Below are 13,681 nucleotides of genomic sequence, written 5' to 3'. Positions count from 1 at the left end.
ACTGGAGGCTTTTTTTGTTATTGGTGATGGATTATTGTTTCTCAGTCAGTCGCACAATTGTCGGCAATGTGTCATGAAATGCGCCCTGTGCTCCCATAAAACCAAAGGTATAGGGGGTCACCTTGAGTCCATCTCTTGCCGCGATATCTTGGCTTTCTCTGAGCAGAGTGAACATCCAGTCTTCGAGCTTATGGTTTATCTCCAAAAATTCTTGGTGAGTCAGCTCTGCTTTCAGGCTAACCAGAAAAGCCTGATCATCTTCTACGGGAATATTGATGACTCGCTTTTGCAAGCCACTTAAAACTCTGGTGGTGAAAAATTCAGGGTATCTGGCGCCTTGTTCAAATGCGGTATGACCGGGAACCAAGAGCTTACATTGGTTATTGATACCCAGAGAGATTAGTTCCGCCTTTTCGAGCATGCGTAGATACAAATGCACGGATGCTTGATCCAATTGATACCTCCGCGCAATGTCGTCTACGGTTTTGTGTTCGGCAAGTTCGCTCCAAAAAGTAAACAGGGGAGGGCATTGGTAAAAAGCCGTGTCTTGCTCTGTGGTGAATAGAGGAAGCGTATTAAGGTTTTGCTCGGCTAATTTGAGCAGCTGAGACAATGGAAGTTCGATAATTTGACTAATATGAATCAGTCGTTGCATCGACATGGGTTGAGCATTATTAAGTAATCGTTTAACGCTCACGATTGAGAGATCGAGTTGCTCGGCAAGATCTTGATAAGAAACCCCCAGCTTCTTTAATTCTCGTTTAATTAGTCGGCAGATTTCTATTGCCAGATTTTGATCCATTCTATTTCCGAACGCATGTGACGATACATTGAGTATCATATTAATGACCTAAAATAGATATGTTTGTATTTTAGAATCACTATGGGATTCTTCTCTCATTCTAATTAGTGAGTGAGAGACACAATGACCCAATCAGCCCTCATATATCGATTTGCAACTCAGCAAGCTTTGCATTGGTCGATTACGGGATTGATCGTTCCGGTTCTGATTCTGCTTTTCCAAACCCGCGGCTTAAATCTCACCGAAATTGGTATCGTGATGGCGCTGTGGATTGGCACTACTGCACTGCTTGAGGTACCACTAGGTAGCTTTGCTGATCAGTTTGGTCGAGTGAGAACTTACCGATTGTCTCTGTTAATGACCATATTAGGTGCAGCACTAATGTTGCAGGCGTCGAACTTGATTCTTGTTATGGTCAGTGCTGTATTACTTGGCGCAGCTCGTGCCATCTATTCGGGTACGTTAGACGCTTGGTTTTATGACCAATTTCAGTCAATTGAAGGAGAGGCTAGCTATCACTCAGCACTTGCTAAGGTCAACATTATGGTTACTTTTGGCTTAGCACTTGGCTCTCTGATTGGAGGCTGGTTACCTGACTCTGGCCTAGCACATTTTTCTTGGATGCAATCTATCTATGATATCAACTTACTGGTGATCATCATCGCAAGTATCACCTTACTCATTGTGACTCATTGGTTAGTACCTATTGAACTGTCTAAGGTAGAAAGCAAGCCTGAACCTAGGCCAAGTAATCTGTTAACCAAAGGGCGTCAAGCATTGAGATTATCTTGGCATCACAGTGTTCTAAAACCCGTGATGCAAACAACACTCGTGTTAGGCATGGTATTAAGCTGTGTGGAGAATTTGTGGCAGCCTTACCTTTCAGAGCTGTTGAGTGAGCGAGACACTGGAACTCAGGTATTTGGCCTTATCTCAGCACTTTACTTCCTCATGGCTGCTCTCTCTTCTTGGCTTTCTGTCAAAGTGCTGAGTTGGTTTTCCGGGTCACACAGAATGTTGCTTTTGGTAAGTCGGGTAGCTTCTGGAGGGGCGCTGTTTGGTCTAGCGTTGACCACTGAGCTAGAGAGCTTTGCCATCGTCTATCTGTTATTTTTCTTTTTGTTTACCCTTGGTGAGAACTCGCAAAGCGTTTTGCTGCAAGACAACACGCCGAGTCATATGCGTTCGACTATGTTGTCGATAAGTTCGCTAATGGTGACGGTCGGTGGGATGGGGGCATCGTTAGGTTTCGGCTACTTAGCCGATCATTTTGGAATAGGGGTAAGCTGGAGTATCGCAGCGATACTATTGATGGCTTCATCTATGCTGTTTGCTTTGATCCCGGTGGAGAAGGCAAAGCGGAGCCATTCACTAGTTTAGTGTTAAGCCTTCATGAGGAAGGCTTAACACCGAGATTGATTAGAAGTACAGCGAAGCCGTTAAACAGATAGTTAACGCGATTGTCGCGTACCAAAAATATTGCGAGCGATTGTCTGCAACATGAACTCTGATGTAGTTAATCTCTTCGTTGGCTAGAGTGACAAACTCGTTGTAGTTGATGACTAACTCACTGCTTGATGCCTTGAGGTCTTGCTCTAGTTTGCTAAAAGCTGCATCGACAAACTTCTTTGCTTCTTCTATCGGTGCCGTAGGTGTGATTAGGTTGTTCCAAATCGCCATTCGTGACTGATATTCATCTTCACTCACGCAGTTCAAAACTCGTAGATCATATTCACGTTTGTGACGCTCTTTCCCCATCTTCGCAGGGTCTATAGTTTTTAGTCGTTCCACGATAACTTCTCCAAAAAGGTTATGCAGTAAATTGTGTTGGGCAGCTGTTATCTGCGGATGCGGGCATAGTAGGTAGGAGCGAAATTGATATCAAACGAGTGATTTTATCTAGACGACAAAAATTTTTGCGGATTGAGAGATAGAATCCTGCTTTCCATTATTTCGCGAGCAAAGTCGACTATAACTATAAGATAACTATTAACTTATTCACTGAAAGCGAACTCTGAATAGGAGCGAGACATGCCACAAACCGTTGCGATACAAGATCAGATCCCAAATAACCACTGTTATGGATGCGGGTCAGAGAACCCGCTGGGTTTACAGATCAAGAGTTACTGGCAATCAGATAGCGAGGCAAGATGCGACTTTGTTCCTCAAAAGCACCATTGCGCCGGACCAACTCATTTTCTCAATGGCGGCATTATTTCAACCATCATTGATTGTCATTGCGTCTGTATGGCTATCGCTAAGGGGTATCAACTCAATGGACAGGAAGTCGGGCAAGGGGAGCCTGTTTGGTTTGCCACGGGCAACTTAAACATCTCGTTCCTTAAACCTGTCGTAATGGATTCTATGGTGACTTTGAAAGCGAAAATTGTTGAAGCATTCGAAAAGAAGATAGTGCTTGAATGCGAACTTCTCTCTCAAGGTAGCGTTTGTTGCCGAGCAGAGGTGATTGCGGTCAAGGTGCCGAATGAGTGGTTTTCTGGTTGAGAAAGTTAAAATAAATAGGGTGTGTTGCCACCGATATACTTTGAAATCGGTGGCCCTTAATCATTTACAGGTATTGATTAAACCATTCCAACTGTTTTGTTACTACCGATTCAAAGTGTTTACCTGAATATACTTGGTAGTGAGTGGCACCCTCTTCAACATGGAGTGCTTTGGGCTCATTTGCCATATCGAATAAGACTTGTGATTCAGATAATGGGTTCACGCCATCTTGCTCTGCAGCAATAATCATCACAGGCTTATTTAGGTTTGCAAGCGCTTCGACTGGTTTGTGGCAGATAGTCTCCCATACCGTTAGGAATGGAATCTTGATTGTCAGAGCCGGAAAGTCGTCTTTGAACTGATTGAAGAAGTCCACAGACTGCTCATCACTGAGTACTTTCGCAATCGGAACCATCATTTCCTTGCCCGTTTTAGCCTTTTTATCTCGCATGCGCTCAAGTGTAGAAAGAAACTTGTCCTTTTCTTCAGCAGACATTTCACCAGTAATGACCGTTTCACCATCGGCAAAAGTCAATTGCGCAATGACACATTTGATATCATCACTTTGACTCGCTGCGATAATGGCATTGGCCCCTCCAAAAGAGCTCCCCCATAGCGCGATACGATTTGAATCAACGTTGGATTCCTTTTTCGCCCACTCAATCGCTGCGTGGATATCTTCAATTTGTAGTTTTGGCGCAAGGCGACCCGTTTCCCCCTCACTTTCACCAAAGCCGCGATAGTCAAACGTTAGTGCAGCATAGCCATGATCTGCAAAACGTTCAGCGAAAGCCGGAAGTAATAGCTCCTTTACACCACAAAAACCATGGCAAAGAATGATCAAAGGTGCGGGTTCTGTTGCAGCTGTTGGAAGATATAAGTGGCCAGAAATTCGGGAGTTTTGCGAAGTGAAATCAACTTGTTGATACATTTATTATTTCTCTAGTGGAGTTGTAGTGGCATTTATACCTTATGTGGTTCAGTTTAGTGGTTAGACCTATAGGATATGTGAGGTGTTTTCCTCGACTTCTTTCATCCATTTCATAAGTCGTTACACAACTCGACGTTTTAACGCTTTACATCTTAAGCTAAGCGTTGAACACTTCTCCCCGAAACTAAAGTGAAGTGACAGAGTAGAGTCAGTAACAATTATGAGTAACACCACGACGAAAAAGTCGAATCCCCTATTCGAAATCCTGTTTAACGTATTTATACCTTCATTCATTCTAATGAAGTTCAGCGGCGAAGAGCATCTAGGCACTGTAATGGCATTGGTTGTCGCACTCGCTTTTCCTATTGTGTATGGCGGTATGGATCTTATCCGCAATAAGAAGTTTAACTTCATCGCTGCTTTGGGCTTTGTGAGTGTTTTACTGACAGGAGGTATTGGCCTGTTAGAGCTTGATACGCGTTGGTTAGCACTGAAAGAAGCACTAATCCCTGGTCTTATTGGCTTGGCTGTTTTGGGGTCGACATTTACCCGTTACCCATTTATGCAGAAGATGATCCTTAACGACACGGTGCTAAATCTAGCTTTGATCACTGAACGTTTAAAAGAGAATGGAAAGACGGACGCATTCGAGCGCTGCTTAATGTCGTCAAATTATCTATTCGCGAGTACTTTTGCGTTCTCTTCTGCGATGAACTATTTTCTCGCAACTTGGATTGTGACTAGCCCAGCAGGCACACCAGAGTTTAATGAAGAGCTCGGTAAGCTCACGTTATATAGCTACCCAATTATCGCGATTCCTAGCATGTTGATGATGTTTGGTATCTTTTATTATGTATGGCGTCAAATCCGCTCAATGACATCACTTGAGACCGAGCAGATCTTTCATATTAAATAACAAATCTAAAAACACTAATAAGGGGCGATCATCGCCCCTTTACTTTTACCGCTGTCGCCAAGGAGATTCTAACGCTGAGTAATCGGGTTTTTCTGATAGCCTTTCAATACTGACTAGTTCAAGGAGTTGGCTAAATGGTGAGGTATTTAAGAACTCGTCAATATGCGTGACGGCAGCGTCGTCATACAAAGCGCGATGACGAAATTGGATATATTCCAAACCAATATGTAGATACAGCGTTGCTAAGTTTGGATCTAGATAGAATTCTAAACCTGACTCTTCCATTTCTTTGTTTAGGTTCGTTAGAGCCAAAACAATGCCTTCTTGTCCACGTCTGATTAGCTCATTGTCCTGATCGGTAAAGCGAGGCAGTACTGCGGTTCTAAAGGCGATTTCCATCAGAGTTTTCGCTGTTCCTAGGAGCTTAACTTGTTCGACATCGTTGATCTGCACGTTTTTCAATTTAGTTGGCTGATTGGACTCAATCAAATACTGACTAATGCATAAACTCTCTGTCAGGGACCGCCCGTTATCTAGCTCGAGCGCGGGAATTAAACAAAGCGGATTCACACGTTTTAAACTGCTTGGTGAGCTCCAAGGATCTACCCAAACAAATGAAAGAGAAGGGATGCTCGACAACAAAGCTGTCGCCACAACCACACGTGAAAATGGCGATGTATCATTTAGGAAGAGTTGCATGGAGAGTCCTTATTTCATTGAATTATTAGCTGATTGTGTTTGTTCCGCGTAGTGTGTCGATGTAGATAAAATGCATATAAGTGAAACTACTAACGCACTGGCACTGAGAGCAAATAGGGTGTTGTAAGACGCAAAGTGGGTGAGAAAGTAGGCCATCAGAAAACCACCTACGCCTTGTGAAATAGCAAAAGATAACGTCATTCCGCTCCAAGCTTTGGTATGTAGCTCATAACCAACGCATTCGAGCGTGTAGGTGGACACAAGGGTGACTATCCCAGGGGTAAAAATGCCGACCAATAGGGAAGAGATAAACAATAAAATTGGATGGGTGCTGAATAAAGGAATCGCAACGCCCACCGCTTTAACACTGAAAGCGATACATAGAGAACGCTTAAGCCCAAATTTATCTCCTAAGCTACCCGTAATGAGTGGCCCCATCGCTGCACCAACACCAAAGGTAGCCCAAAAGAACCCACCACTAGTGAATGACATGCCGAGTTCTCTAACAAGGTAATCGACCCAAAATAAAGTGTGTGGCAGATAACCAATCGCACATAAGCTGTAGGCGAGTGATATGAGGATGACATTTTTAATCTGTGGCTGTGAAAGATGAGAAAATGACGCTTGAACGTAAGCTGCATGGGTGGGGGTAATGCGAGTGTCCCATGCGTTCCAAGTCAAAATAGTGGTGACTAGCGCCACTGCGCCCACCCCTATCCAAGCGGAAATCAAATCATATGAGATAAGTGCTGGCAGCAGTGTACCTGAAAGCATTGCTCCGATACCGATACCAGAAAAGACAATGCCGCTGACTCTGGCTTTGACGTCGGAACTGAATTGGCGAACAATCACTGGCGGAGCAGCAATCATGAGTAATGCGCCAGTGACACCAGCCAAGGTACGCCAAATATAAAACCAAGTCAGAGGGGCGTCTTGCCACGAGCAAGCAAGGTAGCTGAAGCTGCTGATTAACATTGCGCTACGAATGAGCTGGCCAGAACTGAAATAACGAAGTAAAAGATTGGCCGCAGGCGCTCCGGCAATATATCCGACAAGCGTCGCTACGCCTAAGTAAGAAGCATCACTTTCGCTAAACCAACCGCTTTGAATCAATGCGGGCATCAGCGCAATATAAGCAAAACGACCTATCCCATTGCCAATGAGTGTCGCGCCCAAGCCAGCCATACTCGCTCGATTAACGATCTGTTTATTCCATAGCTGTATTGATGTGGTCATATCCGTCATTGCAAGGTGTTTTGCCACTATACTCCACGCATCGTGGTGAGCGTTTGCAAAAACCTGTTGTTCTCTACCTTGAGTCGTATGTTTTTTTGATACTCGCATTGGGTGCAAGTTGTTGCAATGGGGCTTTAGTCGCAATTTCTAATGCTAGTTAACCGAGTGGTGAAGGCTTCTAAGGATTGGGTGTTTGAATTCGCATAGCTAACAAGCGTGTACTCAAAGGTAGGTTCAATAAGCTTATGTTTCAATTGTGAGGGTATGCCTGCCCGATGTTCTTGAGTGGCTTGATTATCTAATTTTAATTAGTGGGATATGGATCGGTTACAAGTAATCAAAAATGCCAGCCTAAGTTGATTTGAACTTAGGCTGGCGATGATTGAGCGCGTGTTACTCACCTAAAGCTTTACGTGCTAGCCTTGATGCTGCAGCTTTATGGCGTTCCATCAATTGATGGGTGTCGACGCCAATCACTTCGCTGTTCATTACTCGCCAGTGACCAGCAACCATCACGCGGTCAGCTTGTTGAGCGCCACATAACAGGAGTGCAGCAAGAGGGTCATGACTACCTGAGAAACGAATATCGTCGAGTTTGAACATCGCAATATCGGCCTGTTTACCCACGCTGAGTTCGCCAATATCATTACGTCCCATCGCTTGAGCTGAGCCTTTGGTCGCCCAACGCAGCGCATCAAAGTGGGATACGTTTGCCGAGCCATATTGTAGGCGTTGTAAGTACATCGCCATACGTACTTCGGCAATCATGTTTGAGCCATCGTTTGAGGCCGAGCCATCAACGCCTAGGCCGACTTTCACGCCTGCGGCTTCTAAGTCATTGTTTTTACAAATTCCCGAAGCAAGCATCATGTTCGATGTTGGGCAGTGGCTAATGCCTACGCCTGCTTGGCCAAGTCTGCGGATCTCTTCATTATTGAAATGGATACCATGGGCAAGCCAAGTTTTGTCATTGAGCCAGCCGACATCTTCGAGATAATCGACCGGGCGCATGCCAAATTGCTCGACACAGAAATCTTCCTCATCCAGCGTTTCGCACAAATGGGTGTGCATCATGACATTCTCTTGCTTGGCGATGTGGGCAGTTTCTTTCATCAAATCTGTGGTGACGGAGAAAGGAGAGCATGGCGCGAGCGCGATTTGGGTCATTGCCCCTTCTTGTTGCTGGTGGTATTGGCGAATCAAACGGTAGCTGTCATCGACAATCGCTTGCTCGGTTTGAATGGTATGCTGTGGCGGTAAGCCGCCGTCTTCTTCACCTAAACTCATTGAGCCACGAGTAAAGATGGCTCTTACACCAAGCTTTTGCGCCGCTTCGACCTGCAAGTCTATCGCGTGTTCTAAACCGTTTGGCAGCAAGTAGTGATGATCGGAAGCAGTGGTACAACCCGACAGCATCAACTCAACTAAGGCAAGCTCAGTTGCGACACTCATCATCTCTTCGTCTAGATTTGCCCAGACGGGATACAGGCTTTTGAGCCAATGAAACAGTTCTTTGTTCAACGCGTCAGGGTAAGCGCGCGTTAAGGTTTGATAAAAATGGTGGTGGGCGTTAACGAGCCCGGGAGTGACGACATGCCGAGAGGCATCAACCACATAATCAATTGAGTGGGACGGCGTCCCATGTTTTGGGATAAGTTCGACAACTTTGTTTCCCTGAACCACTAGGCCACCTTGGGCGTCTTGCGTGTTTCCGGTATAAATTGCCAGTGGATTCTTAATCCAGATGGTTTCCATTCATAATAGTCCTTAGCCATCTCAGCCATTTCAGGGGAGAGGGTCTTAAACGTTTTAGTTACAGTTAAGCTAGCAAATACTAGCGGTGTTATTGTTGTTAAGCTCAGATTGGTGTCGTGAGCTTAGGTCTCCTTTTAATGCCTTTGTTGTGATTAAAGTGAGTCTACTCAGTAGTTTTTGCTTCAAGTTTGCTTTGCACCTCTTGTGGCGCTTCATCATCGGATTTTCGAATGATCTTTTCTTCGACTTGAACCTTACTCTCTGTCAGTGCTTCTCGAACTTCTTTATTGGATGACTTAGGAAGAAGTTGATGAAGAAGAACCGTTGCTATGGTGCCCGTGGTAATGCCAGAGTGAAGGAAGTTAGCAATATCGTGCGGTAAGTGTTGAAGTAAACGAGGTTCAAAAGTTACGGCTAACCCTGATGCCAAACCGACACAGATAACCAGTGCATTGCGCTTGGTGTCTGCGGCCATAATCAGCATGCGAATACCAGCGTAGGCAATCATGCCAAACATAACAAAGCCAACACCGCCAAGAACCGGTTTAGGAATGGTCACCGCGACGGCCGCAAGTTTAGGGAACAAGCCGCCTAAAATCAGCAGGCCACCTGTTGCTGCAACAACATATCGACTCGCTACACCAGTAATACCCACTATCCCAACGTTTTGGCTGAAAGAAGCCAGTGGCATAGCAGTAAGAATCGAAGAAAGTGTACTGCCTAAGCCATCACCAAGCAGACCACGTTGCAGGTCTTTACCTGAGATCTGTTTATTACAGTTGTTTGCTAGTGCCATAAAGTCACCCGTTGCTTCAGCAATCACGACAATATAAACCAAGCTCATGCTCACAATGGCGCTGGCTTGAAAGCTTAAGCCGTATTTAAGAGGCTCTGGTCCACCAACCCAAGCGGCAGAAGTAATGTCATCAAGGTTTACCATGCCTAGGGACAGCGCGACGATGTAACCACCCGCCAGACCAATAACAATAGCAGATGCAGCAACGGCGCCTTTACAGTAAACCGAGACCGCAACCACGATGCCCAGTGAAACGATGGCTAAGAAAAGCTTTGGCAGAGTGGCAAAGTTTTCACTCGCTGCGGGCGCATCACCCACCCAGTTCATTGCAACAGGCAATATGGTTAAGCCGATGAGGGTGACAACAACGCCACTCACTACTGTTGGGAATAGCTTGCGGACTTTGTCCATATAAAAGCTAGCCACAATCACCACTAGAGAGCCGACTAAAGCCGAGCCCATAATGCTAGCGACACCGCCTTCGCGGCCAATGGCAATCGCCACACCTAGGAAAGCAAAACTAGAGCCCATGACAACAGGTAAACGAATACCGATAGGGCCGACACCAATACATTGCGCCATGGTGACGATACCCGAAGCGAGTAGGGCAGCATTGATTAGCGAGACAATCTCTTCATTAGGCAGCCCGATGGATGCGCCAACAATGAGCGGGACAGCCACAATACCACCAATGGATGCTAGCATGTGTTGTAAAGCCAGCAGCAAGGTAATGCCGTGTGGTGGCTTTTGGTTGAGTGTATACAGAAGTTTCATTGGTTATACCTCAGAGAGAATCCATTTTCTCTCGTAGATTGGACAATTGACTTCTACAAACTACGTAGGGTCACGAATTTTTCGTATAGGAAGCTAGCCCGAACCCATGCTCAGGCTAGTTTTCACAAGGATGATTAGGGTCATCAGACCCTAGGAATTAGATGTAGATCAGCTTAGCGACGAAGACGACAGTCAGGATGTACATTGAGATAGAGACATCTTTGGTTTTTCCTGTCGCGACTTTCAGCACTGTGTAAGTAATAAAGCCAAGAGCAATACCGTTTGCAATTGAGAAGGTCAGCGGCATCATTAGAGCGGTAATTGCTGCCGGAGCACCATTGGTAAAATCTTTCCAATCGACATGCTGCATACTGCTCATCATTACGAACGCTACGTAGATTAGTGCACCTGCAGTGGCGTAAGCTGGGATCATACCTGCCAAAGGTGAAAGGAAAATAGCGGCTAAGAACAGTGCTGCAACCACAATGGCTGACAGACCTGTACGAGCCCCTGCAGCTACACCCGCCGCACTTTCCACGTAACTAGTGACAGGCGGACAACCGACACAAGCACCTGCAACACTAGAGATAGAATCAGCTTTTAACGCCTTGCTAAGCCCTTCGATTTTACCTGTTTCTTTGTTTACCAGATGCGCACGTTCAGCAACACCCATCAGTGTGCCTGCAGTGTCGAACATGTTAACGAACAAGAAGGCTAAGATGACGCTCACCATTGAGATGTTAAACGCGCCAGAGATGTCCATTGCCAAGAAGGTAGGTGCAATACTTGGCGGCGCAGCAAAGAAGCCGTTGTATTGAACGAGACCTAACATCATGCCCACGACAGTGACGCTCAAAATCCCGATAAGCACTGCGCCAAACACTTTGCGCTCGCTCAGTACCGCAATGATCAAGAAAGCGATAGCCGCAAGCATGGCATCAGGTTTAGTGAAGTCGCCAAGTGAAACCAAAGTAGCTGGGTTCTCTACAACAATGCCTGCGGTTTTAAGCCCGATAAGGCCTAAGAAAAGACCAACACCTGCAGTCATTGAGAAGCGTAAACTCTCTGGAATACTTTCAATGATCCATTGGCGTATTTTGTAGAAGCTCATCCCGACAAATAGGATACCAGAGAGGAATACCGCACCAAGCGCTACTTCCCAGCTGTAACCCATTTCACTAACTACAGTGAAAGAGAAAAAGGCGTTAAGGCCCATGCCCGGCGCCAAACCGACAGGCCAGTTGGCAAAAAGCCCCATTAACAGACAGCCAATCGCCGCACCAATACAAGTTGCAACGAAGACCGCGCCAGAATCCATCCCCGAGGCCGCCATGATTTGAGGGTTAACGAAAATGATGTATGCCATAGTGGCAAAAGTGGTGATCCCCCCGATCATTTCGTTTTTAACACTGGTTCCATGTGCTTTCAGTTTGAAAAAGCGCTCTAGTAAGCCACCCGATTGGCTTTCGTTGTTAAGCACTTCTGCTTTGCTTTCATTCATGTCAGCAAGTCCTTTTGTTTTGGTGTTTCTGAAATTGAATACCGCTTTCTGCATCTTGATGGTGTTTTTGCAGACTCCAATTCTCCCGATTGATATGTATGACGTTGTTAGGGTTATCTATTGGTAATTTCTTGCCTTAACTACCTCGATAGGTAGAGAAGCTATACGGTGAGACAAGCAAAGGCACGTGGTAATGTGCACCTGTTTCTCCGAGACCAAAGCGAATCACAACGTCATCTAGGAATGGGATTTCACCAAGGTCGACATCTTGGTTTTTGTAGTAATCGGCAACATGGAATACCAATTGATATCTGCCTGTTACAAACTCATCGCCTTCTAGCACTGGCTCATCAGTTCGACCATCGAAGTTGGTGGTGACCGTTTTAATCTTGGTCAGGCTGTCGCCTTCAACACGGAACAGCTCAACTTGAATATTTGCACCGGGAACGCCGTGCATTGTATCCAATACGTGTGTAGTTAGTTTGCCCATAATTGTCATTCGCGCCCAGCGCTCTCCTTAGCGTTTATTGATTTTAAATTGTATACAAAGTTGTTTTAAACTTGCTTGTGTTACCTATATATGTACACAAAATATTCGGATAGTAAAGCTCGATGTTATAATTTTGTTACTAACGAAAGTGAGCAAAAATCAGTTTTGTGAGATCGAACTAGATACCTATTTGAGCCTAACTGTACATAACTTATTGATAAAATAGCTTTTGTTTACGTAAATTAACTTTAACAACAAAATCTTTACATTAAGATAATTTATTGTATACAATGAATGTATGAAGTTTAAGAAGGCATAAAGACAAAGTGCCTTGTATTTAAGGAGAGCCTGAATGGATAAGGATTATTCACGAGACCTGATTGGCTATGGGGCGAATCCTCCTCACCCTAAATGGCCAGGTGGTGCTCGTATCGCCGTGTCGTTTGTGTTGAATTACGAAGAGGGTGGTGAACGCTGCCTTTTACATGGGGATGATGAGTCCGAAGCCTTTCTGTCAGAGATTCCAGCCGCTCAGCCGATTAAAGGTGAGCGACACATCAGCATGGAATCTATCTATGAGTATGGCGGTCGCGCAGGTGTGTGGCGTGTGTTAAAGCTATTTGATGAGTACGAGATTCCATTGACCGTATTCGCAGTGGCGATGGCGATTGAACGTCATCCAGATGTCGCAGAAGCTATGGTTCAAGCGGGACATGAGATTTGTAGTCACGGCTATCGTTGGATTGATTACCAATACATGGATGAGTCGCAAGAGCGCGACCACATGATGAAAGCGATTGAAATCATTAAAGAGATCACCGGTGAAAGACCGCTTGGTTGGTATACAGGTCGTACTGGGCCAAATACCCGCAAGATTGTCGCAGAAGAAGGAGGTTTCTTATACGACTCAGATGCGTATGACGATGATTTGCCCTACTGGCATACCGAGGCGGGTCAACCCCAGTTGGTGATTCCTTACACACTTGATGTCAACGACATGCGCTTTGCCACTGTGCAAGGGTTTAACTCGGGTGAACAGTTCTACCAATACCTAAAGGACACATTCGATACTTTATACGCTGAAGGTGCGACAGCGCCTAAGATGATGTCGGTTGGTCTGCATTGTCGTCTGATCGGTAGACCGGGTCGTATCGCATCGCTAAAGCGCTTCCTAGATTACGTTAAACAACATGACGATGTGTGGTTATGTCGCCGTGTTGATATCGCTCGTCATTGGCACGAGCATCATCCATACACACCAAAAGAGGGAAAATAA

At 45.4% G+C, this 13,681-nt stretch carries 13 protein-coding genes; 4 read left to right on the top strand and 9 right to left on the bottom strand.

The window, feature by feature from the left end:
• Nucleotides 1–31 precede the first annotated feature (31 nt).
• On the bottom strand, nt 32–802 hold the full coding sequence (locus AC6R00_RS06700) for a helix-turn-helix domain-containing protein (protein ID WP_500639773.1): 771 nt from the start codon (nt 800–802) through the stop codon (nt 32–34).
• A gap of 123 nt (nt 803–925) precedes the next feature.
• Here AC6R00_RS06700 and AC6R00_RS06695 point away from each other — a divergent pair, with 123 nt between their 5' ends.
• Nucleotides 926–2,182, top strand: coding sequence for an MFS transporter (locus AC6R00_RS06695; protein ID WP_500639772.1), 1,257 nt, complete (start codon nt 926–928; stop codon nt 2,180–2,182).
• A gap of 39 nt (nt 2,183–2,221) precedes the next feature.
• On the opposite strand, the gene AC6R00_RS06690 is transcribed toward AC6R00_RS06695, so the two are convergent.
• Complete coding sequence (locus AC6R00_RS06690; RefSeq protein ID WP_367940015.1) at nt 2,222–2,560, bottom strand: thiamine-phosphate diphosphorylase; 339 nt, start codon at nt 2,558–2,560, stop codon at nt 2,222–2,224.
• A 273-nt stretch (nt 2,561–2,833) separates the two neighbouring features.
• On the opposite strand from AC6R00_RS06690, the gene AC6R00_RS06685 reads away from it, so the two are divergent.
• Nucleotides 2,834–3,307 carry a PaaI family thioesterase gene (locus tag AC6R00_RS06685; protein ID WP_500639771.1) on the top strand — a complete coding sequence of 158 codons (474 nt, stop codon included), beginning with the start codon at nt 2,834–2,836 and terminating at the stop codon, nt 3,305–3,307.
• 64 nt (nt 3,308–3,371) lie between these two features.
• Here the strand turns inward: AC6R00_RS06685 and uilS are convergent, their stop codons facing one another.
• A complete protein-coding gene (uilS, locus tag AC6R00_RS06680; protein WP_500639770.1) occupies nt 3,372–4,238 on the bottom strand; it encodes a UilS family quorum-quenching N-acyl-homoserine lactonase in 867 nt (288 codons plus the stop codon).
• A gap of 220 nt (nt 4,239–4,458) precedes the next feature.
• Here uilS and AC6R00_RS06675 point away from each other — a divergent pair, with 220 nt between their 5' ends.
• Nucleotides 4,459–5,154: a VC0807 family protein gene (locus tag AC6R00_RS06675; RefSeq protein WP_500639769.1), complete on the top strand. Its 696-nt coding sequence runs from the start codon at nt 4,459–4,461 to the stop codon at nt 5,152–5,154.
• A gap of 45 nt (nt 5,155–5,199) precedes the next feature.
• Here the strand turns inward: AC6R00_RS06675 and AC6R00_RS06670 are convergent, their stop codons facing one another.
• The 6 genes from AC6R00_RS06670 to uraH form a co-directional block, all read right to left on the bottom strand.
• Nucleotides 5,200–5,853 (bottom strand): glutathione S-transferase N-terminal domain-containing protein, encoded by a 654-nt coding sequence (locus tag AC6R00_RS06670; protein ID WP_500639768.1) that lies wholly within the window; start codon nt 5,851–5,853, stop codon nt 5,200–5,202.
• A 9-nt stretch (nt 5,854–5,862) separates the two neighbouring features.
• The gene (locus tag AC6R00_RS06665; RefSeq protein WP_500640168.1) at nt 5,863–7,089 is read right to left on the bottom strand and encodes a YbfB/YjiJ family MFS transporter; all 1,227 of its coding nucleotides are present in this window, start codon (nt 7,087–7,089) and stop codon (nt 5,863–5,865) included.
• Nucleotides 7,090–7,482: 393 nt separating this feature from the next.
• A complete protein-coding gene (locus tag AC6R00_RS06660; protein ID WP_500639767.1) occupies nt 7,483–8,844 on the bottom strand; it encodes an 8-oxoguanine deaminase in 1,362 nt (453 codons plus the stop codon).
• Between the two features lie 163 nt (nt 8,845–9,007).
• Nucleotides 9,008–10,414, bottom strand: coding sequence for a nucleobase:cation symporter-2 family protein (locus tag AC6R00_RS06655; protein WP_239854959.1), 1,407 nt, complete (start codon nt 10,412–10,414; stop codon nt 9,008–9,010).
• A gap of 157 nt (nt 10,415–10,571) precedes the next feature.
• Nucleotides 10,572–11,915 carry an NCS2 family permease gene (locus AC6R00_RS06650; protein WP_004744095.1) on the bottom strand — a complete coding sequence of 448 codons (1,344 nt, stop codon included), beginning with the start codon at nt 11,913–11,915 and terminating at the stop codon, nt 10,572–10,574.
• Nucleotides 11,916–12,051: 136 nt separating this feature from the next.
• Nucleotides 12,052–12,405: a hydroxyisourate hydrolase gene (gene uraH, locus AC6R00_RS06645; RefSeq protein WP_500639766.1), complete on the bottom strand. Its 354-nt coding sequence runs from the start codon at nt 12,403–12,405 to the stop codon at nt 12,052–12,054.
• A gap of 352 nt (nt 12,406–12,757) precedes the next feature.
• On the opposite strand from uraH, the gene puuE reads away from it, so the two are divergent.
• On the top strand, nt 12,758–13,681 hold the full coding sequence (gene puuE, locus AC6R00_RS06640; RefSeq protein WP_500639765.1) for an allantoinase PuuE: 924 nt from the start codon (nt 12,758–12,760) through the stop codon (nt 13,679–13,681).

The sequence above is a fragment of the Vibrio sp. R10-SF1-ISO8 genome (genome assembly GCF_059833805.1).
This window is presented reverse-complemented; position numbering and strand designations above follow the sequence as displayed.